General features: G+C 61.5%; 18 protein-coding genes. 9 read left to right on the top strand and 9 right to left on the bottom strand.

Annotated features, from left to right (window positions below; all coding sequences use genetic code 11):
- Window positions 1-327, top strand: a 327-nt coding sequence (locus tag AACR14_RS07825; protein WP_019445751.1) for a DUF523 domain-containing protein, incomplete at its 5' end; no start/stop codon positions are given.
- Here AACR14_RS07825 and AACR14_RS07830 read toward each other — a convergent pair.
- The 3 genes from AACR14_RS07830 to AACR14_RS07840 form a co-directional block, all read right to left on the bottom strand.
- Entirely contained in the window at window positions 252-1,217 is a 966-nt protein-coding gene (locus AACR14_RS07830) for an acyltransferase (protein WP_019445752.1), read from the bottom strand. The two genes, AACR14_RS07825 and AACR14_RS07830, sit on opposite strands and share 76 nt — an antisense overlap.
- A 6-nt stretch (window positions 1,218-1,223) precedes the next feature.
- Window positions 1,224-2,123: an acyltransferase gene (locus AACR14_RS07835; protein WP_019445753.1), complete on the bottom strand. Its 900-nt coding sequence runs from the start codon at window positions 2,121-2,123 to the stop codon at window positions 1,224-1,226.
- Window positions 2,124-2,249: 126 nt separating this feature from the next.
- Window positions 2,250-3,764 (bottom strand): YifB family Mg chelatase-like AAA ATPase, encoded by a 1,515-nt coding sequence (locus tag AACR14_RS07840; protein WP_019445754.1) that lies wholly within the window; start codon window positions 3,762-3,764, stop codon window positions 2,250-2,252.
- Between the two features lie 384 nt (window positions 3,765-4,148).
- Here AACR14_RS07840 and ilvG point away from each other — a divergent pair, with 384 nt between their 5' ends.
- The 6 genes from ilvG (at window position 4,149) to ompA (ending at window position 11,932) form a co-directional block, all read left to right on the top strand.
- The gene (ilvG, locus tag AACR14_RS07845) at window positions 4,149-5,795 is read left to right on the top strand and encodes an acetolactate synthase 2 catalytic subunit (RefSeq protein WP_019445755.1); all 1,647 of its coding nucleotides are present in this window, start codon (window positions 4,149-4,151) and stop codon (window positions 5,793-5,795) included.
- Window positions 5,792-6,070 (top strand): acetolactate synthase 2 small subunit, encoded by a 279-nt coding sequence (gene ilvM, locus AACR14_RS07850; RefSeq protein WP_005339613.1) that lies wholly within the window; start codon window positions 5,792-5,794, stop codon window positions 6,068-6,070. The genes ilvG and ilvM overlap by 4 nt, the downstream gene beginning before the upstream one ends.
- Window positions 6,071-6,082: 12 nt before the next feature.
- A complete protein-coding gene (locus AACR14_RS07855; protein ID WP_019445756.1) occupies window positions 6,083-7,027 on the top strand; it encodes a branched-chain amino acid transaminase in 945 nt (314 codons plus the stop codon).
- 143 nt (window positions 7,028-7,170) lie between these two features.
- Window positions 7,171-9,012: a dihydroxy-acid dehydratase gene (gene ilvD / locus AACR14_RS07860; protein WP_019445757.1), complete on the top strand. Its 1,842-nt coding sequence runs from the start codon at window positions 7,171-7,173 to the stop codon at window positions 9,010-9,012.
- 3 nt (window positions 9,013-9,015) lie between these two features.
- Window positions 9,016-10,536, top strand: a complete 1,521-nt coding sequence (gene ilvA / locus AACR14_RS07865) for a threonine ammonia-lyase, biosynthetic (RefSeq protein ID WP_019445758.1) — start codon at window positions 9,016-9,018, stop codon at window positions 10,534-10,536.
- A 301-nt stretch (window positions 10,537-10,837) separates the two neighbouring features.
- Window positions 10,838-11,932 (top strand): porin OmpA, encoded by a 1,095-nt coding sequence (gene ompA / locus AACR14_RS07870; protein WP_019445759.1) that lies wholly within the window; start codon window positions 10,838-10,840, stop codon window positions 11,930-11,932.
- Between the two features lie 79 nt (window positions 11,933-12,011).
- On the opposite strand, the gene AACR14_RS07875 is transcribed toward ompA, so the two are convergent.
- The 6 genes from AACR14_RS07875 to AACR14_RS07900 form a co-directional block, all read right to left on the bottom strand.
- The gene (locus tag AACR14_RS07875; RefSeq protein WP_019445760.1) at window positions 12,012-13,121 is read right to left on the bottom strand and encodes a YeeE/YedE family protein; all 1,110 of its coding nucleotides are present in this window, start codon (window positions 13,119-13,121) and stop codon (window positions 12,012-12,014) included.
- Window positions 13,122-13,243: 122 nt separating this feature from the next.
- Window positions 13,244-14,863, bottom strand: a complete 1,620-nt coding sequence (locus tag AACR14_RS07880) for a methyl-accepting chemotaxis protein (RefSeq protein ID WP_019445761.1) — start codon at window positions 14,861-14,863, stop codon at window positions 13,244-13,246.
- 180 nt (window positions 14,864-15,043) lie between these two features.
- Window positions 15,044-15,940, bottom strand: coding sequence for an EamA family transporter RarD (gene rarD, locus AACR14_RS07885; RefSeq protein WP_019445762.1), 897 nt, complete (start codon window positions 15,938-15,940; stop codon window positions 15,044-15,046).
- Between the two features lie 125 nt (window positions 15,941-16,065).
- Window positions 16,066-16,236 (bottom strand): hypothetical protein, encoded by a 171-nt coding sequence (locus AACR14_RS07890; RefSeq protein ID WP_005341999.1) that lies wholly within the window; start codon window positions 16,234-16,236, stop codon window positions 16,066-16,068.
- Between the two features lie 127 nt (window positions 16,237-16,363).
- Complete coding sequence (locus AACR14_RS07895; RefSeq protein ID WP_019445763.1) at window positions 16,364-17,860, bottom strand: aldehyde dehydrogenase; 1,497 nt, start codon at window positions 17,858-17,860, stop codon at window positions 16,364-16,366.
- 124 nt (window positions 17,861-17,984) lie between these two features.
- Window positions 17,985-18,527: a cupin domain-containing protein gene (locus AACR14_RS07900; RefSeq protein ID WP_005339643.1), complete on the bottom strand. Its 543-nt coding sequence runs from the start codon at window positions 18,525-18,527 to the stop codon at window positions 17,985-17,987.
- Between the two features lie 186 nt (window positions 18,528-18,713).
- Between AACR14_RS07900 and AACR14_RS07905 the strand changes: the two genes are divergently transcribed.
- The gene (locus AACR14_RS07905) at window positions 18,714-20,045 is read left to right on the top strand and encodes an aspartate aminotransferase family protein (protein ID WP_005357473.1); all 1,332 of its coding nucleotides are present in this window, start codon (window positions 18,714-18,716) and stop codon (window positions 20,043-20,045) included.
- A gap of 81 nt (window positions 20,046-20,126) precedes the next feature.
- Window positions 20,127-21,623, top strand: a complete 1,497-nt coding sequence (locus AACR14_RS07910; protein ID WP_019445764.1) for a CoA-acylating methylmalonate-semialdehyde dehydrogenase — start codon at window positions 20,127-20,129, stop codon at window positions 21,621-21,623.
- Window positions 21,624-21,679: the final 56 nt, after the last annotated feature.

Below are 21,679 nucleotides of genomic sequence, written 5' to 3' on the forward strand. Positions count from 1 at the left end.
GCCGAGCGGCAGGGCGAGCGCGTAGTGACGGCGAGCGGACTGGATGTGACTGCCGAGTTTGATCGCGGCGCCGAGCTGGCGCTGGAAATCTGTCAGACGCAGGGCATTCGCTTCGCCCTGCTGAAAGAGGGAAGCCCCTCATGTGGCAGCGGCCGTATCTATAACGGCCGCTTCGAAGGTGTTTCTGTGGCGGGCGAGGGCAAGACCACCGCCCTGCTGCGCCGCCACGGGATTGCCGTCTTTTCCGAAAATCAGTTGGCCGAGTTGGCTTCTGCGCTCTTTTTGGATTCCTCCCCGGATTTGGCGGCAACTGGCAGCGGCACCTGACCGCTATGCCACCCCTCCAGCACCTCGTCCTTCTCCTGCCAGCGCTGGTTTAGCCACTCCTGAAAACCGCGCTTGAACTGCTTGTCGTTGAAGTAATCTCCTATCAGCTGTTCATTCACCGGCAGCTCCTCAATTCGCACCTGAATGCGTTTTACCCGTCCCATCAGGAAGTCCTTGAACGGGGTCTCGGCGTTGTCCGGATAGCGGATGGTGACGTTGATCAGGCTGTCGAACTGCTCCCCCATGGCTGCCAGCGTAAAGGCCAGCCCCGCCGCCTTGGGCGGCATCAGATGGCGGTAGCGGGAGCGGGAAGCATCCCGTTTTTGCTCGGTGAAGCGGGTCCCTTCCACGAAATTGATGACGGTAGTGGGGATGTGGCGAAACTTCTCGCAGGCATTGCGGGTGGTCTCGATATCCTTGCCGCGCAGGTGCGGGTTCTTCAGCAAAAACTCCCGTGAGTAGCGGCGCATAAAGGGCATATCGAGCCCCCAGCAGGCGAGCCCCAACAGCGGTATGTAGATCAGCTCGTGTTTCATAAAGAACTTGGGCACCGGCAGCCGGTCGCGGAACAGGTGGCCGAGCACCACGATATCGGTCCAGCTCATATGGTTGCTGATGATGAGATACCAGCCATCCTTGCGCAGCTTGGTATTGTCCTCCAGCTGCCAGTCAATACGGGTGGTGAGGCGGATCACCAGCGCATTGCAGGCCAGCCACAGTCTCATGAAGCGGTTGTTGAGGCGGCTGCAGGCGCGACCAAAGGCCGGGATCGGCAGCAGCAGTTTGGCCAGCGACACCAGCAGGATCAAGCTGGCGCACAAGGCGGTGAAAAGGATGGTCAGGCCCGCGCTGATGATCAGCACCAGCGGGCCGGGAAGCAGGGATAGCATGAATGTTTACTGCGCCTTGGTTGCCAGCAGTTGGCTCAGGGCCTGGTCCTTTTCGTGCCAGATCCCGTTCAACCACTGTTGAAACTCTTGTTGGAACTCGGGGTCATTGAAGTAATCCCCCACCAGCTTGCGGTCGATCGGCAAATAGCGGACCTGAACCTTGATTTGCCCGACCCGGCCACACATGAAGTCCCAGTAGCTGGGAATGCCGTCCGGATAGGCGATGGTGACATCCACCAGTTGATGCAACTGGTCACCCATGGCTGCCAGGGTAAAGGCGATGCCGCCTGCTTTCGGGTGGAGCAGGTGACGATAGGGCGAACCCTGCTTCTGATGTTTGCCCTTGGTGAAGCGGGTGCCTTCGACGAAGTTCATCACGCTCACCGGAATGTGGCGGAACCTGGCACAGGCTTTACGGGTTGTTTCAATGTCTTTTCCCTTCAGATGGGGATGCTTTTCCAGAAATTTCCTGGAATATCGCCGCATGAAGGGGAAGTCGAGCGCCCACCATGCCAGACCGAGAAAAGGTACCCAAATCAGCTCTTTCTTGAGGAAAAACTTCAGGAAGGGGATTTTTTGGTTAAAAACCCGCTGCAGTACCAGTATGTCGACCCAGGATTGATGGTTGGCAATCACCATATACCACTCATTCCGGCGCCCTTTGTCCACTCCGACCACCTCGAAAGAGGTTTTGATGATGGTTTTCTGGATCAGATTGTTGAAACCGATCCAGCAGCTGGCACAGCCATCCAGCAGCCAGTTGCAGAGGGTGCGCCACCCCTTGAGGGGGAGCAGGAGCTTGAGCAGACCCAGCGAGAAGATGGGGACAAACCAGAAGAGGGTGTTGAAAAAATAGAGCAGGGTGGAGAGGCTGCCGCGCAGTCGCTCTGTCAGCTTGTTGGGCATGAGTCGGGTCCGTCTTGCTGTCGATAAAGGGCCATCAAGTGGTCAGATCTGTGGCCATAATATCAGCCGATTGCCTGCGAGACCATTCAGAGCCGTTACGGGGTTGGACTCACCCTTTCCCTTCTGTCAGCTGCTGCGCAATCGCGACAGCAGCCTGTCCATGGCGCGATAACCGAGCGCCTCAATAAGATGCTCCTTGCCGATGGCGGGTTGCCCGGCCAGATCGGCGATGGTGCGTGACACCCGCAGGATGCGATGCCAGGCCCGGATGCTGAGCCCCAGCTTCTGGATAGCATTCTCCAAAAATTCGGCATCTTGCGCTGATAAGCGGCAAATATCCTCTATCTCACGGCTATCCAGCAGGTTGTTGAGCTTGCCGTTACGGCTCAGCATGCGCTCTCGCGCCGCCAGTACCCGATCGCGGATCTGTTGACTAGACTCCCCCCGCTCCGCCTTGCCGGTCAGGCTCCCCTTGGGCAGCAGTGGCACCTCCACCGTCAGGTCAAAGCGGTCGAGAAAGGGGCCGGAGAGTTTGCCGAGGTAGCGCAGGATCTGATCCGGGCTGGAGCGGGTCTGGCCATCGCCATAGTGGCCGCAGGGGCTAGGATTCATTGCGCCCACCAGCTGGAAGCGGGCGGGGAAATCCACCTGACGGGCGGCCCGGCTGATGGTGATGTGGCCCGTCTCCAGCGGCTCGCGCAAGGAGTCGAGCACCTTGCGCTCGAATTCGGGCAGCTCGTCGAGAAACAGCACCCCGTTGTGGGCCAACGATATTTCGCCGGGCCGCGGGTGGCTGCCACCACCCACCAGCGCCACTGCGGAGGCACTGTGGTGGGGCGTGCGATAGGGTCTGTGGTGCCAGTGGCCGGCGCGTGGGGTGAGGCCGCCGATGGAGTGGATGGCGGCGGTCTGCTGCGCTTCCTGCTCGCTCAGCGGCGGCAAGATGCCGGGCAGTCGGCTCGCCAGCATGCTCTTGCCAGTGCCGGGCGGGCCGATGAACAGCAGGTTGTGGCTGCCGGCGGCGGCGATCTCCAGCGCCCGCTTGGCCTGTGACTGGCCGATCACATCCTGCAGGTCCGGCACATCTGGCAGGCTCTCCGCGCTTTGGGGATCTGGCAGTGGTAGTTCGTACTGGCCTGCCAGCCAGGCGGTGACGGCCAGCAGCTGATGGGCGGTGCGCACCTCGGCATCCTGAATGAGAGAGGCTTCCGGGCCGTTCTCCCGCGGTACCAGCAGGGTGCGTCCCGCATTCCGGCAGGCGAGCACGGCGGGCAGCACCCCGAGCACGGGGCGAATTTCGCCGGTCAGGGCCAATTCCCCCAAAAATTCATGATCGAGCAGGTATTTTGCCGGTATCTGCTTGGAAGCAGCGAGAATGCCGATGGCGATGGCCAGATCGAAGCGGCCCCCCTCCTTGGGTAGATCGGCGGGAGCCAGATTGACCGTGATGTGTTTGCTCGGGAACTCGAAATTGCCGTTGAGCAGGGCGCTGCGCACCCGATCTCGCGACTCCTTCACCGAGGTTTCCGGCAGGCCGACCATGTTGAAGGCGGGCAGGCCGTTGGAGAGGTGAACTTCCACTGTAACTTGCGGGGCCGCGATCCCGAGGCTGGCACGGCTATAAACCACAGCTAATGACATAAATCCCGTCCTTGAGTTGATATATGTTCTGACTAACTGCTTGTTGTTGGTTTTTTATTCCAGAGTTCCGGCTGATGAATAGCCAAAATCAGTGGGTTGTCACAGAAAAAAGGCTTGCCCAATAAAAATCACCGTGCTAGTTCTAATAGCCATTCGCGGTAGAAACCGCCCCAATTTCACAGGATTTCCGGTTGTAACTATGAACATGGCCTCCCGTTTCGTCAGCATTATTGTGGTCCTAGTGGTGATTATTATCTCACCGCTCGGGGCTCGTTTAGCTGCACGGAACAAGGGATAGACCCACCACCGGACAGAACGAAACAAGCGACCCCCGAGCCTCACAGCTCGGGGGTTTTTTTTCGACCAAAGGACAGGATTTTCCACATGAACGGCGCGCAGTTTTTGGTACAGGCTCTCAAGAAACAGGGTGTGACCCTGGTGTTTGGTTACCCGGGCGGGGCCATCATGCCGGTCTACGATGCCCTGTATGACGGTGGTCTGGCCCATCAGCTCTGTCGCCACGAGCAGGGCGCCGCCATGGCCGCGGTCGGTTATGCTCGCGCCTCCGGTCAGGTGGGGGTCTGCATCGCTACTTCCGGCCCCGGTGCCACCAATCTGGTGACCGGTCTGGCGGAGGCGCTGCTCGACTCGGTGCCGTTGGTGGCCATCAGCGGTCAGGTGCCTTGTTCCGCTATCGGCACCGATGCGTTTCAGGAGGTCGACGTGCTCGGCATGTCCCTCTCCTGTACCAAGCACTCCTTCATGGTGACCGATGCCGCCGATCTGGGGCGCGTGCTGGCAGAAGCTTTCGCCATCGCCACCGAAGGTCGCCCCGGCCCTGTGCTGATCGATCTCCCCAAGGATGTGCAACTGGCCGCCGTGCCTGCCCAGAGCCCGTTGTTTGCAGTGGAAGAGCCGGAGGTGCTCAACCCCTCGGATCTGGCCGCGGCCCGCACCCTGCTGGCTGCCGCCGAGCGTCCGGTGCTTTACGTCGGTGGTGGGGTGGGCATGGCCAATGCCGAGCAGCAGCTGCGTGACTTTGCTGCCGCAACCGGAATGCCTTCTGTCACCACCCTCAAGGGGATTGGCGCGCTCGACCCCGATAGTCCTGTTTACCTCGGTATGCTCGGCATGCACGGCACAAAGGCGGCCAACTACGCGGTGCAGCAGTGCGATCTGCTGCTGGTGGTGGGTGCCCGTTTCGACGACAGGGTGACCGGCAAGCTGGAGGAGTTTGCTCCCGAGGCCAAGGTGATCCATCTCGATGTGGACGCCGCCGAGTTCGGCAAGCGCCGCGCTGCCGAGGTGGGTATCACCACGGATCTCAAACAGGTGCTGCCGCGCCTCGCCATGACTCTCGACATCGCCCCCTGGCGTGAACACTGCGCAGCCATGGCCCGCGAATATGCATTTCGCTACGACCACCCGGGTCAGGCTATCTATGCTCCGGCCCTGCTCAAGCAGCTCTCTGCCCGGCTGCCGGAGAGCAGCGTGGTCGCCTGCGACGTGGGGCAGCACCAGATGTGGGTGGCCCAGCACATGCGCTTCACCAGCCCGCGCAACCACCTCTCCAGCGCCGGTCTCGGCACCATGGGGTTTGGTTTGCCCGCCGCCATCGGCGCCAAGATGTCGCGCCCGGAGGATGAAGTGGTGCTGGTGAGCGGTGATGGCTCTTTCATGATGAACGTGCAGGAGCTTGGCACCATCCGCCGCGCTCAGCTCAAGGTGAAGATGGTGCTGCTGGATAACCAGCGCCTCGGCATGGTGCGCCAGTGGCAGGAGCTGTTCTTCGACGGCCGCTACAGCGAGACCATCCTCTCCGATAACCCCGATTTCGTCGCCCTGGCTGCCGCCTTCGGCATTCCGGGCGAGACCATCACATGCAAGGAGCAGATAGCCGGTGCCCTCGATCGCCTGCTGGCAAGCGAGAGTGCCTACCTGCTGCATGTGGCTATTTCAGAGGAAGAAAACGTCTGGCCCCTGGTTCCGCCGGGAGTCGCCAACCACCAGATGATGGAGCAACGCCCATGAACCCGCACACCCTTGCCCAGCCCGCATTTGCACAACACACCCTGCATATCCACGCCCAGCCCAGACCCGAAGTGATGGAGCGGGTGCTGCGGGTGGTGCGTCACCGTGGCTTCGCTCTCTGCGCCCTCAACATGGAGCAGGATTGCCAACAGCTGCGGATCACGGTTACTGTCGAGTCGGTGCGTCCCATCCAGCAGTTGTGGAGCCAGCTGGTGAAGCTGGTGGACGTCTCCCGGGTCGATGCACTGGAACAGCAACCCCGGATCAGAGCTTAAGGAGCCAAGCCAATGTCACAGCCTTCCCAATCCGCCACTCACCCCCAATACATCTGGTTCAACGGCAAACTGGTGCCCTGGCAGGATGCCCAGGTGCACGTGATGAGCCACGCCCTGCACTACGGCTCCTCGGTGTTCGAGGGGGTACGCGCCTACGATACCCCCAAAGGCACCTGCATTTTCCGTCTGCAGGAGCACACCCGCCGCCTGTTCGACTCCGCCAAAATCTACTGGATGGACGTTCCCTACAGCGAGGCCGACGTGAATGAAGCCTGCCGCACCGTGGTGCGCGAGAACGGCCTGAAGAGCGGCTACCTGCGCCCGCTGGCCTTTGTCGGCAACGTGGGGCTGGGGCTGCATCCGCCGCTGGATGCCAAGGCCGACCTGATGGTGGCGGCCCTGCCGTGGGGCGCTTATCTGGGGGAAGAGGGGCTGAAAAACGGGGTGGATGTCTGTGTCACCTCATGGAACCGGCTCGCTCCCAACACCATTCCCACCGGCGCCAAGGCGGGCGGCAACTATTTGTCATCCCAGCTGATCAGCCGTGAGGCCAAGCGCAATGGCTTCGCCGAGGGGCTGGCGCTGGATGTGAACGGCTACCTGAGCGAAGGGGCGGGGGAGAACCTGTTTCTGGTGAAGAACGGCGTGCTGTTCACCCCGCCTGCTACCGCCGCCATCCTGCCCGGCATTACCCGTGACACCATCATGACGCTGGCCCGCGATCTGGGTTACGAGGTGCGCGAGCAGGCGCTACCCCGTGAGGCGCTCTATGTCGCAGACGAAATCTTCATGACCGGCACCGCCGCCGAGGTGACACCGGTGCGCTCCGTCGATCGGATGAAGGTGGGCGCTGGCAGCCGTGGCCCGGTGACCGAGCAGTTGCAAAACGCCTTCTTCGGCCTGTTCAGCGGCCAGACCGAGGACAAGTGGGGCTGGCTGACCCCCGTCAACGACTGATGAGAGAGGGGAGGCGCGGAGCCTCCCCGAGTCGCTTCCGGTGAGAGCTTCCCAGAGGAGTGCTCACCAGGATCGATTCCGATCCACTCGTATCATCACCGCATAACGCATCGAGCCCATATGGGCATTCAGGGAGTAGAGACATGCCGAAGTTGAGATCCGCCACCACCACCCACGGACGTAACATGGCCGGGGCCCGCGCCCTGTGGCGCGCCACCGGAATGACCGATCAGGATTTCGGCAAGCCCATCATCGCCGTGGTCAACTCCTTCACCCAGTTCGTGCCGGGCCACGTCCACCTCAAGGATCTGGGTCAGCTGGTGGCGCGCGAGATTGAAGCAGCGGGCGGCGTCGCCAAGGAGTTCAACACCATCGCCGTAGATGACGGCATCGCCATGGGCCACGGCGGCATGCTCTACTCCCTGCCATCGCGCGAGCTGATCGCCGATTCGGTGGAGTACATGGTCAACGCCCACTGCGCCGACGCCATGGTCTGTATCTCCAACTGCGACAAGATCACCCCGGGGATGCTGATGGCCGCCCTGCGAATCAACATCCCGGTGATCTTCGTCTCCGGCGGCCCGATGGAAGCGGGCAAGACCAAGCTCTCCGACCAGATCATCAAGCTGGATCTGGTGGATGCCATGATCCAGGGCGCCGATCCCAAGGTGTCGGACGCCCAGAGCGAACAGGTGGAGCGCAGCGCCTGCCCCACCTGCGGTTCCTGTTCCGGCATGTTTACCGCCAACTCCATGAACTGCCTGACCGAGGCGCTGGGTCTCTCCCAGCCGGGTAACGGCTCCATGCTGGCGACCCACGCCGATCGTGAGCAGCTGTTCAAGCTGGCGGGCCAGCGCATCGTGACTTTGGCCAAGCGCTGGTATGAGCAGGATGACGAGACCGCCCTGCCGCGCAATATCGCCACCAAGGCGGCGTTCGAGAACGCCATGGCGCTCGATATTGCCATGGGCGGCTCCACCAATACCGTGCTGCACCTGCTGGCGGCGGCGCAGGAGGCGGGCGTCGACTTCACCATGGCCGATATCGACCGCATGTCGCGCAAGGTGCCACAGCTCTGCAAGGTGGCGCCCTCCACCCAGAAATACCATATGGAAGATGTGCACCGCGCCGGCGGTGTGGTCGCCATTCTGGGCCAGCTGGAAAAAGCGGGTCTGGTGCATGGGGATACCCGTACCGTGCTGGGTTGCTCCCTCGTCGAACAGCTCAATGAGTATGACGTCAGCCGCCAGCCGAGTCAGGAGGTGGTGGACTTCTACCGCGCTGGCCCGGCCGGGATCCGCACCACCAAGGCGTTCAGTCAGGATTGCCGCTGGCCGGAGCTGGATCTGGACCGCGCCGAGGGCTGCATCCGCTCGCTGGAAAATGCCTACAGCCAGGAGGGCGGTCTGGCGGTGCTCTCTGGCAACCTCGCGGTCAACGGTGCCATCGTCAAGACTGCCGGAGTGGATGAGGAGAACCTCACCTTCCGTGGCCCGGCCCGGGTATTCGAGAGTCAGGAGAGCGCGGTGAGCGGCATCCTCGATGGCACAGTGAAAGCGGGCGAGGTAGTGGTGATCCGCTACGAAGGGCCGAAAGGGGGCCCCGGCATGCAGGAGATGCTCTACCCCACCACTTATCTCAAGTCCATGGGGCTCGGCAAGGCGTGCGCCCTGATCACCGATGGCCGCTTCTCCGGCGGTACTTCGGGCCTCTCCATCGGCCACGTCTCGCCGGAGGCTGCCTCTGGTGGCACCATAGGTCTGGTGGAGGATGGCGACATCATCAGCATCAACATCCCGGCCCGCAGCATGGTGCTGGAGGTGGCCGACAGCGTGCTGGTCGCCCGCCGTATCGCCGTGGAAGCCCGTGGCTGGAAGCCGCTCGATCGTCAGCGTCAGGTCTCCTTTGCCCTGCGTGCCTACGCCATGTTCGCCACCAGCGCCGATAAAGGCGCGGTGCGCGATCGCTCGATGCTGGGGGAATAAATCATGGTCTCTGCGGCGGATTATCTACGCAAGGTGTTGCTCTCCCCCGTCTATGAGGCGGCGCGGGTGACCCCTTTGCAAACCCTGAAGAAACTCTCCGAGCGGCTCGGCAACCACGTCAGCCTGAAGCGGGAGGATCTGCAACCGGTCCACTCCTTCAAGCTACGCGGTGCCTACCACAAGATCGCCACCCTGACCGAGGAGCAGAAGGCGCGCGGCGTCATCGCCGCCTCTGCGGGCAACCACGCGCAGGGGGTCGCCCTGTCTGCCGCCAAGCTCGGCATCAAGGCGATCATCGTGATGCCCAAGACCACGCCGGACATCAAGATCGATGCGGTACGCCGTCAGGGCGGCAACGTAATGCTGTTCGGCAACAGCTTCGACGAGGCCTATGGCGAGAGTCGCCGCCTCTCCACGCTTGAGGGCTACACCCTGATCCCGCCGTTTGACGACGTTGAGGTGATCGCCGGGCAGGGCACCATCGGCAAGGAGCTGCTGGAGCAGGATACCCACCTCACCCACGTGTTCGTGCCGGTGGGTGGCGGCGGCTTGGCCGCCGGGGTGGCGGTCTACATCAAACAGCTGCTGCCGGATGTGAAGGTGATCGGGGTGGAGGCTGAAGGCTCCGCCTGTCTCAAGGCAGCCATGGCTGCTGGCGAGCCGGTCAATCTGGAGCGGGTCTCGCTGTTTGCGGATGGTGTAGCGGTCAAGCGCATCGGCGAGGAGACCTTCCGCCTGTGCAACCAGTATCTGGACGAGGTAGTGACCGTCTCCAACGACCAGATCTGCGCCGCGCTGAAAGACATCTTCGACGACTGTCGCGCCATTGCCGAGCCGTCGGGCGCCCTGTCGTTGGCGGGCCTCAAGGCCTACAGCGAGCGGGAGCAGGTCAAAGGGGGGCGGATGGCGGCCATTCTCTCCGGTGCCAACGTCAACTTCCACAGCCTGCGCTACGTGTCGGAGCGCTGCGAGATCGGCGAGAAGCGCGAGGGCATGCTGGCGGTGACCATCCCCGAGCGTAAGGGGGCCTTCCTCGACTTCTGCCGTCAGCTTGGCCCCCGTATGGTGACCGAGTTCAACTATCGCTACGCCGATGCCGAGCAGGCGTCGCTGTTCGTCTCGGTGCGCCTCACCGGCGGTGACGAGGAGCTGGGCCAGATCATCGATCAGCTCGGTGGCAACGGCTACCCGGTGGTCAACATGACCGAGAGCGAGCTGGCCAAGAACCACGTGCGTTACATGATTGGCGGCCGCCCGGCCCGGCCCCTTGGTGAACGGCTCTACAGCTTCAAGTTTCCGGAGCAGCCGGGCGCCCTGATGCGCTTCCTCGAGACTCTGGGCTGTCGCTGGAACATCAGCCTGTTCCACTATCGCAACCACGGTGCCGACTACGGCCGGGTGTTGTGTGCCTTTGAGCTGCCAGACGAAGACGTGGCCGCCTTCCACGACTACCTGCGCGAGATTGGTTACGGCTGGAAAGAGGTGAGCGACGACCCCGCCTACCGTTTATTCCTGGCTAGTTGAGCAAGGGGGCTGCAACAACTCACCGGGAGGGAGGCGTTATGCCTCCCTTTTCTATTGCTGCGTGTGGATAGGTCCACTCCGTACGACGCAAAGTCATGGTTTAACTGGCAAAACAGTGTGAATAGGTACACAGGTGATTTTTACGCCGGATATTGCTGGCAAGCTCACACTCCTGATGGCTTGGTCATTTGAGGCTGCGTTCGGATGGGATACCCTGAATAGCGGAGAGGCCGCCTGACGGCTTCACACAGGGAAAGTGCGCACTCAGGCGCCCATAACGACTTATTGCAGAGGCGAAAATATGAATAAATCCATGCTTGCCGTATTGGTCAGTGGTTTGCTGGCGGCCGGAGCCGTACAGGCCGCCGCTCAGGACAATACCTGGTATGTCGGTGGCAAGGCCGGTTGGTCCAATTACTATGGCGTTGACCACAACCAGTATGCCGAGTCGATTGCCCAGACGTTGGGTAATACCAGCGAGAACACGGATGATCTGGGTCTGGGCCTGTTCGCCGGTTACCAGCTCAACCCCAACCTGGGTTTCGAGCTGGGTTATGACTGGCTTGGCAAATACGACACCACTTCGGGCACTGGCGCCAATACCCTCAAGACCGAAGCCAAGAGCCAGATGATTCAGGCCACCATGAAGATCAGCTTCCCGGCAACGAACGTGCTCGATCTTTATGGCCGACTGGGCGGTGCTTATGCCTGGACGGATAGCGAGATCAGCTTCGCCAATACCAGCGAGACCGGCAAAAAGCATGGCGCCGCCTTCGTTGGTGCGCTGGGTGCCGAATATGCCATCGATCGTGACTGGGCCGCCCGTCTGGAGTACCAGTACACCACGCCGCTGGGAGATGCCTCTCTCGATCGCTCCGGTATCGAGATGGATAACGGCCTGATCTCGTTCGGGATGCTCTATCGCTTCGGTCAGCAAGGTGGCGAGGTCGCTGCACCGGCGCCCGCTCCGGCAGCAGAACCGGCACCTGTAGCCGTGGTTGAGCCCAAGACCTTCAGTCTGAGTTCCGATGTGCTGTTCGAGTTCAACAAGGCGACCCTGAAGCCGGCTGCCAATCAGGCGCTCGATGCCCTGTTCAGCCAGATTGTGGCGGCCAATCCGAAAGATGGCGTCGCAACTGTCATCGGTTATACCGACCGGATCGGTTCCGACAACTACAACCTGGCGCTATCCGAGAAGCGGGCCCAGAGTGTGGCCAGCTATCTGGTATCCAAAGGCTTGTATGCCGACAAGGTACAAGTCGAGGGACGTGGCAAGGCCAATCCGGTCACTGGCAGCAGCTGTGCCAGCCGCTCCAAGCAGGAGCTGATCGCCTGTCTGGCACCGGATCGCCGGGTGGAAATCCATCTGGAAGGGGTTTCCCAGCCTGTCCAATAAGCAGAGCAACGGGAGCAATAAATGTAAAAACGGGAGGCTTGGCCTCCCGTTTCTTATGGGGTGTTTACGATGTCGTGCCTCAGAGCCCGAACAGCGGGCGCAGGCGAATGCCGATGAGGCTGCCCGCCAGGGCCATCAGCATCCAGACCCAGCCGTGCAGGCTGCCAGAGGCGGTGCCATCGAAGAAGCCGCCGAGGTTGCAGGCGGCGTACATGGCGCCCATCCCCATCAACAGGCCGCCGATGATGGAGGCCAGACTGTTGCCGATCCGCATCGGGGCGAAGTCGCCGCCACCACTCAAACAGCGCGCCAGCATGGCCCCCAGAATCCCGAGCCAGAACATGCCGACCATGGGGTTGATAAAGAGCGGCTGGGCCAGTTTCGGGTTCCCCTCGAACAGGCCAAACAGGGAGGCACCGCGCAGCGCCATGTCATAGACGGCGCCGGTGATGGTCCAGGCCGAGCCGTGCAGAGCGACCACGGACGAGTTGAGCAGGGCGATGATGATGCCGCCGGTCAGCACGGTGAAGCGGCCATCGCGCCAGAACAGGTTGCCACCGCTGAAGAGGGGCTTGAGCTCGCCGGTACGCTTGAGTTCGCTGTTGCGAAACAGCAGGAACAGCGTGGCGACCAGCACCAGGTTGAGCAGCATGCCGCTCCAGATATTGCCGGTCAGATCTCGGGCCAATACCACATGGCTGGAGAAGGTAGCCTCCAGTTCGGGGCGGAACTGGTTGCTGATAAGGGTGCCAATGCCGTAGCAGATCAGCACCAGCCAGAAGCGGGGTTGCCCCTCGCCGCAGCAGTAAAGAGTGCCGGTGGCGCAGACGCCAGCCAGCTGCATGCCGATGCCGAACAGGAAGGCACCGACGATGAAAGGAATGCCGATAGCCATCACGTTACCCACCATGGCATCGCCAAACAGGGCGTGGCTAAAGGAGAGGAAGGTGGTGAACAGCAGAATTTCGATAGCGATGGTGAGTAGGTGAACCCGCACATAGTAGCTGTTGCGCTTGGTCAGCATTTCGCGCCAACCGAAGACGATGCCGAAGCGGCTGAAGGAGAGGGTGAAGCCGAAGCCGAATCCGATCAGGGCCATCAGAGCCCATTTCATACCAAAGGTATTGCCAAGCCAGAGTAACGCTCCCCCCGCGATTGCCACGATGGGGAGCGACCATTTTCGATTCATGTCTGTTGATCCTTGCAGTTGGTTTTCAGAGGGGCGGATCCTATTCCCTCGTGGAGTCCAATGCTACCCATTTAGTCAATGCAGAGAAAAAGGGGGGCGCTGACTCCCGTCAGCGCCGGGGATCAATGGCGGGTGGTGTCGAGATGGAAGTGGTGAGTCTGCCTGGTCAGGATGCGGGCGTGCTGGGCGACCATGGTCGCCTCTTCGGCGGCCTGACTGGCGCTCTGGTTGGCCTCGGCCGCCAACCGCGACATCTCCCCGACCTGATGGTGGATCCCTTGCACCAGCCGGGTCTCATCGCTCATCAACTGATCGACCTGAGCGATGCGCTGATTGATCTCCTCGCAGCTCTGCGCGATCCGGGCGACGCTCTGGCGCGCTGTCATCGTGTGAGTGACCGCCTGTTCGACCCGGGCCAGCTCGGTATCCATCTCGCTGGCGGCGCGCAGGCTGACATCCTGGATCTTGCCGATGATGGTGTTGATCTCGGTGGTGGCGCTGCCGGTGCGGGTCGCCAGCGAGCGTACTTCATCAGCTACCACGGCAAAACCGCGTCCCTGTTCACCTGCCCGCGCCGCTTCAATGGCGGCGTTCAGCGCCAGCAGATTGGTCTGCTCCGCAATATCGTGAATGGCGCCCGCCAGCCCGGCAATCTGCTGCGAGAGGCCAGCCAGATCCGAAATGGTATGGGAGACCTGCTTCACTCCCGTGACTTGTTCCCCGATCACCTGTTCCACGGTGTGGATGGCGAGTGTCGCCTCTTGTGCCCGCTCTGCTGACTGCAGGGTTTGCTCCCCCACCTGATGCAGCTGGCTACCCGCCTGTTCAATGGAGTGGGTGAGCTGTTCGATGGCCTGTTCGATATGGTGGGCCGCCCCGACCTGAGCCTGACTGTCATCGGTGTGCCGTTGTGCCATGGCGGTCAGGCTGGTGGCGCGATCATCCAGCGTACTGGCGCTGCGCTGCAGGGACTCCACCAGGGTTGCCAGCTGGTCACGCATGGCCCCGATCTGGCGGATCAGCTCGCCGATGGCATCAAGCCCCGGCTCCGGCATGGGGCGGTTCAACTCCCCTTCGGCGATGGCGGCGGTGGCCTTGCCAGCGGCCAGCAGTCGCTGTTGGGTCGGGCGTCCCAGCCAGAAGATGAGTCCGGCCCCCAGCAGTGCGGCGCACAACAGTAGGGCGTAACAGAGTCGGGTGGTGTTGGCGAGATGGGCCATCTGCTCGGCGGCATACTCGTTGCCGCGGATGACGGTGGCGTCCACCCCTAGCCGGTGGGCGTTATAGAGGGTGTGCAGGCGTGCCGCAATCGCGCCCGCCTGCGCCAGATCCCCCGCCTTGATGGCGGGGACAAACTTGTCGTTGAGCAACTGCCAGAACAGTTCCCCCTGCACTTTTTGCTCCCCCAGCAGCAGCTCCCTGAGGGGCTCGTTCAGGCTGCTCTCTTGCCAGAAGCGGTTACGGATCTCGAACTCTTGCTGAAGCCGGGTGAGGGTTTGCAGCAGGTGCTCCCGCTCCTCCGGTTTGGCATGGAGCAGGGTGTAGACCTGCAACTGGGATTCGATGAGGTAGAGAGGCGGCGGCAGAATATCGGCTACCACATCCTTCCCCTGTCCCATCTGATCGGCTGCGCTCCGGACCGAATAAAGCCCGAAAAAGCTGATGGAGATCAGCGTGATAATGACCATGATCCCCAGAACCTGACCAAAAAGCAGAGATCTGTCGTGAATGTGCTTGAGCATGTTGCCTCCATTCGGCTCCGTTCATGGATAGCATAGCTCTCTGGCGGGATAGTGAGACTCGGGTGTGGTCTGTTGATGGCGAGTCGGCTCTGGAGAAGGGGAAGTCGCAGTCTGAAGGGCGCTGGTGGCACGAAAAAGAACCCCGGCTGATGAGCCGGGGTCGATGGTGGTGAGGCGGTGTCAGGTACGGCTTGGCGCGGCTTTGCCGCTGCGCAGCCCATCCAGACTGAACAGCACCAGCGCGCTCCAGATGCAGGCAAAGGTGAGCAGTTTGTCCATCGCCAGCGCTTCCCCATAGAGGGTGACCGCGAGGATGAACATCAGGCTGGGGCCTATGTACTGGAAGAAGCCCAGGGTGGAGAGCTTGAGCCTGGTCGCGGCGGCAGTGAAGCAGAGCAGGGGGGCCGTGGTGACGGCGCCTGCGGCGATCAGCAGCAGGTTGAGTTGCCAATCGTTCTGGGTGAGATGGCTGGTGGGGCTGTCGGCAAAGCCCCACAGATAGATGGCCGCTGGCGGCAGCATGATCATGGTTTCGATCAGCAGACCGGTGAGGGCATCGAGGGCCAGTTTTTTGCGCACCAGCCCATAGATGGCAAAGCTCGACGCCAGCACCAGCGCAATCCAGGGCAAGGAGCCAAAGGCGATAAGCTGGATCGCCACCCCGGCAAAGGCCAGCGCCACCGCCCACCACTGCAGGCGGCGCAGCTTCTCGTTCAGAAACACCATTCCCAACAGTACGTTGAACAGCGGGTTGATGTAGTAGCCGAGGCTGGCATCCAGCATGTGACCGTTGTTGATGGCCCAGATGAACAGCAGCCAGTTGCCGCCGACGGTAACCGAGGTAAACGCCAGGGTGAGCAACACTTTTGGCTGGCGCAGCACCGCCTGCACCTTGTGCCACTGACGGCCTGCCAGGGTCAGTACCATCAGCAGCACGCAGGACCAGATCATCCGGTGGGTCAGGATTTCGGCGGCCGGGACGGCAGAGATGGTCTTGAAATAGATGGGGGCTATGCCCCAAAGGGTATAGGCGCACAGGGCGTAGATGACGCCCTGACGCTGGATCTGTTGCGGCATGCGGATGACCTTTACTGAAGCGTTGGATGCGGGAAAACATCGCAAAAAATCAGTGTAGCGATCCTTTTGCGGGGAAAGAAGCGAATAAACGAAGTTTGAGGGATAAGAGGAGGGGGGCTGGCCGGTCAGCCTTTACCGCGGCGGATCTTGTCGACGTCCATCAACAACCACAACATCAGGGCGATGGCGGAGATCCAGGGGCCCCAGGTCACGTAGGCCTCGCCGTGCCCCAGCACGAAGAACAGCAGGGGCAAACCGATCACCAGAAAAAGTACGCTTCCCAGAAAAAATAGCATTTTTGTCTTTATATTTAACATGTTGGCTTTTTTATCATTATAAGGATTGAGCCCGGTGATGGAAGGCCAAAAATGCAAAAGGGGGGATTTCTCCCCCTTTTTGATCCGATAGTGCTGCTTTGTCGTGTTATTCCAGCTGAATCCAGGTGCTTTTCAGCTCGGTGTACTTCTCCAGCGCATGAAGTGACTTGTCGCGACCGTTACCGGACTGTTTGAAGCCGCCAAATGGCATGGTCATGTCACCACCGTCCCAGTTGTTGACGAACACGGTACCGGCGCGCAGGGCGCGCGAGCCTTTCACCGCCTTGTTGAGATCCGCCGTCCAGATCGCCGCCGCCAGCCCATAGTCGGTGTCGTTGCCCAGCGCAATGGCTTCTTCCAGGGTATCGAAGCCGGTCACCGCCAGCACAGGGCCGAAGATCTCCTCGCGGAAGATGCGCATCTGCGGGGTCACGTCGTCGAAAATGGTGGGTTCGATATAGAAGCCGCCACTCTCCATATTGGTGCGGTTGCCGCCCAGCAGCAGCTTGGCCCCCTCCTGCTTGCCAATCTCGATATAGCGCAGCACCTGCTCCATCTGGATGTTGTCCACCATGGCGCCAATGCGGGTCGCAGGGTCGAGCGGGTTGCTCGAGATCCACTCGCGGGCATGGGCCAGCAGTCGCTCCATAAATTGCGGTTTGATGCTGTTTTGCACCAGCAGGCGAGAGGCGGCGGTGCACACCTCGCCCTGGTTGTAGAAGATGGCGCCAGCGGCGCTCTTGGCCGCAGCGTCCAGATCCGGTGCGTCGGCCAGTATGATGTTGGGGCTCTTGCCGCCGCACTCCATAAAGGCGCGCTTGAGGTTGGACTTGCCGGAGCACTCCACCAGATGTTTACCGATCTTGGTGGAGCCGGTAAAAGTGATGCAATCCACGTCCATGTGCATGGCCAGCGCCTCGCCCACGGTGTGGCCAAAGCCCGGCAGCACGTTGAACACACCGTCCGGAATGCCCGCTTCCTTGGCCAAACTTGCGATACGCAGGGCGGTCAGCGGAGATTTTTCGGAAGGCTTGAGAATGACCGAGTTGCCGGTAGCGAGCGCCGGGCCCAGCTTCCAGCAGGCCATCACCAGCGGGAAGTTCCAGGGTACTATGGCGGCAACCACCCCGAGCGCTTCGCGGGTCACCAGCGCCAGTGCTGACTCCTCCACCGGGGCGACCTGATCGTAGATCTTGTCGATCGCTTCGGCGTTCCAGGCGATGCAGTTGGCGGCGGCGGGAGCGTCATAGCCCATGGCATCGCCGATGGGTTTGCCCATATCGAGCGACTCCAGCAGCGCCAGCTCAACCTTGTTAAGGCGCATCAGCTCGGCGAAACGCTGCATGATCTGTTTGCGCTGTTTCGGCGGCAGGCCGCTCCAACGCTTGTCGTTGAAGGCGTCACGCGCAGCCTGTACCGCTAGTTCGGCATCGGCGGCATCGCAGGCTGCCACCTTGGTCAGCAGCTTGCCATTGGCCGGGTTGATGCAATCGAAGGTGGCGCCATTGACGGCATCCCGATAGCTGCCGTTGATAAAGGCTTGCGAGGGCAGGGTCAGATGGGCGGCCTTGTGTTGCCACTGGGCCAGGGTCAGGTCACTCATGTTCACTCCTTGAACCGGCAAAAGTCAGTTTCCGCGTATCAATATGCTAAACATCTTGCCGCTTGTAAATCCATCTTGTAACAATTCATTAAACATTGCTCCCCTGCCGATGCGCGTCTGAATGTCAGAAACTGGCGGGGGTGTTGGCCGAAATCAGCACGCACTCCTGTTCGCCACTATTGCGAAAACGGTGGGGGGTGCGGCTGTCGAAGTAGTAGCCATCCCCGGCGCCCAGCAGGTAGATCTGCTCGCCCACGGTCACTTCAACTTCGCCCTTGATGACGATGCCGCACTCTTCACCCTCGTGGCTCAGCATGTCGTCGCCGGTGTCGGCGCCCGGTGGCAGCACCTCCTGCAACATGCCGATGGCGCGGTTGGCGCGGCTGTGCCCGACCAGCCGGTAGCTGATGGGATGCGTGCCGAGATCCGGCATATCGGCGGCGCGGAAGATCACTTCGGTGCCCATTTCGGTCTCTTCGGTGAAGAAGCTGGCCAGCGACATGGGGATCCCTTCCAGCACCTTGCGCAGGGAGGCGACAGAGGGGCTCACCTGATTTTTCTCGATCTGGGAGATAAATCCGTTGGTCACACCGGAGCGCTTGGCCAGCTCGCGCTGGGAGAGGGCCGCCTTGGTGCGAACCGCCTTGAGGCGGTGACCGATATCCATCTATAGACACTCCTTGACTGTTTACTATTATTAAAATTGTGTTAAATATCTTATACCACCCTGCTGATGCGTCTAGCTAGGGGTGGCACCAGACAGGGCGATAACGGGCCCTTTTTTATGGATTCAGGTGTTTAATTTAATAGGCATTGGCCGACAGTTGCTAAACACCTTAAGGATGAGGTGACCATGAAACCGATCAGCGACATCAATACGCCCTCCGACATGTCCGCCTTCTGGATGCCGTTCACCGCCAACCAGCAGTTCAAGGCGGCGCCGCGTATCCTGAAGTCGGCAGAGGGGATGTATTATCACTCAGAGGATGGCCGCAAGATACTGGATGGCACAGCCGGACTCTGGTGTTGCAACGCGGGCCATGGTCGGCGCGAGATTGCCGAGGCGGTCTCCCAGCAGATTTCCCACCTCGATTTCGCCCCCACTTTCCAGATGGGCCACCCCCTGCCGTTTGAGCTGGCCAACAAGCTGGTGGAGATCGCCCCCAAGGGGTTTGGCCACGTCTTCTATACCAACTCAGGCTCAGAGTCGGTCGATACCGCGCTCAAAATCGCGCTGGCCTGGCAGCGGGCTCGCGGTCAGGGCACCCGTACCCGGCTGATTGGCCGCGAGCGTGGCTATCACGGGGTCGGCTTTGGCGGCATCTCGGTGGGGGGCATTCCCGGCAACCGCAAGTGGTTCGGCTCCCTGCTGACTGGGGTGGATCATCTGCCTCATACCCTCAACATCGCCAAGAACGCCTTCACCAAAGGGCTGCCCGAGGAGGATGTGGCACTGGCCGACGAGCTGGAGAAGATCGTCTTCCTGCACGATGCCAGCAATATCGCGGCGGTGATCGTCGAGCCCATCGCTGGCAGTACCGGCGTGCTGATGCCCCCCAAAGGCTACCTCAAGCGGCTGCGGGAGATCTGCACCAAGCACGGCATCCTGCTGATTTTTGACGAGGTGATCACCGGTTTCGGCCGCCTCGGTTCCCCCTTCGCCGCCCAGGAGTTCGATGTCATCCCCGACATGATCACCTGCGCCAAGGGGCTGACCAACGGCGCTATCCCCATGGGGGCGGTACTGGTGCAGAAGCACATTTATGACGACATGATGGCGGCAGGCAAGGGGGCTATCGAGCTGTTCCACGGCTACACCTACTCCGGTCATCCGGTGGCGGCGGCTGCGGGTCTTGCGACCCTCGAGATCTATCGCAACGAGAACCTGCTCAGCCGCGCTGCCGATCTGGCGGGCTACTGGGAGGAGGCTGCCCATTCGCTGAAGGGCTGCAAGCATGTGAAGGATGTACGCAACTACGGGCTGGTGGCGGGTATCGAGCTGGAGTCCATGCCCGATGCACCGGGCAAGCGCGCCTACGAGGTGTTTGTTCGCTGCTTCGAGAAGGGGGCATTGATCCGGGTGACCGGCGACATCATCGCCCTGTCGCCGCCCCTCATCATCGAGCGCAGCCAGATCGACGATCTCTTCACCCTGCTGCAGGATGCCCTGCAGGCACAACCCTAACCCATTTGATGGCCCCGCACTGGCGGGGCTTTGCGTTGGTTTGCTCAGCGCATTTACCACATCAGTTATCACGGAGGATACATGACATACAGGGTCAGCAACTTCATCAACGGCCAGCTGCAGGAGAGTCGCAGCGAGCGCCAGGGTGCCATCTTCAATCCCGCCTGCGGCAAGCAGCAGGGGAGTGTGGGGCTTTCCAGCGCCGCCGAGTGTCAGGAGGCGATCGCCATCGCCGAGCGCGCCTTTGCCGACTGGTCGCAAACCCCTCCGCTGGTACGGGCCCGGGTCTTTTTCCGCTTCAAGGAGTTGATGGAGCAGCACAGGGACGAGCTTGCCCAGCTCATCAGCCGCGAACACGGCAAGGTCTTCTCCGATGCGCAGGGTGAGCTGACCCGCGGGTTGGAGGTGGTGGAGTTTGCCTGCGGCATCCCTCATCTGCTCAAGGGGGAGCACTCCCTCAACGTCGGTCGCGGGGTAGACAGCTACTCCATGATGCAGCCGGTCGGGGTTTGCGCCGGTATCACCCCGTTCAACTTTCCGGCCATGGTGCCGCTCTGGATGTTCCCGGTCGCCATTGCCTGCGGCAACACCTTTATTCTCAAACCCTCCGAGAAGGATCCCTCCCTCTCGCTGCGGATGGCCGAGCTGCTCAAGGAGGCCGGTCTGCCGGACGGCGTGCTCAACGTGGTGAACGGTGACAAGGAGGTGGTGGATGTGCTGCTGACCGACCCGCGAGTGGGTGCTGTGTCGTTTGTCGGCTCCACCCCCATCGCCCAGTATATCTATGCCACCGCCTCGGCCCATGGCAAACGGGTGCAGGCGTTGGGCGGCGCCAAGAATCACATGGTGGTGATGCCGGATGCGGACCTCGATCAGGCGGTCTCCGCCCTGATGGGGGCTGCTTATGGGGCTGCGGGTGAGCGCTGCATGGCGATCTCGGTGGCCGTGGTGGTGGGGGACGAGACCGCCGATGCGCTGGTGGCCAAGCTGACGCCGCTGGTGGAAAACCTGCGGGTAGGCCCGGGGCTGGGCCAGAGCCCGGAGAACGAGATGGGGCCGCTCATCAGCAAGGAACATCTGGCCAAGGTGCGCGGCTACGTGGATCAGGGGGTGGCCGAAGGGGCCACGCTGCGGGTCGATGGTCGCACGCTGAGCCACGACGAGGGTTACTTTATCGGTGGCTGCCTGTTTGACCAGGTGACCCCCGAGATGCGCATCTACCGCGAGGAGATCTTCGGCCCTGTGCTCTCGATTGTGCGGGTGCCGGACTACGAGACGGCGCTGCGCCTCATCAACGAGCACGAGTACGGCAACGGTACCGCCATCTTTACCTGTGACGGCGACACCGCGCGGGACTTCACGGCGCGGGTGCAGGTCGGTATGGTAGGGGTGAACGTTCCCATTCCGGTGCCGATGGCGTTTCACAGCTTTGGCGGCTGGAAGCGCTCCATCTTCGGGCCGCTCAACATGCACGGGCCGGATGGGGTTCGCTTTTATACCCGGATGAAGACGGTCACGGCGCGCTGGCCCCAGAGCCTGCGCAGTGGTGCCGAGTTCTCCATGCCAACCATGAAGTGACGCGCTGGCGCGTGCTCATGGCCTAACCTCTTGCCCCCGCCGGTCAATGATTGACG

This window comes from Aeromonas sp. 159 (assembly GCF_963862045.1).
GTDB lineage: Bacteria > Pseudomonadota > Gammaproteobacteria > Enterobacterales > Aeromonadaceae > Aeromonas > Aeromonas veronii.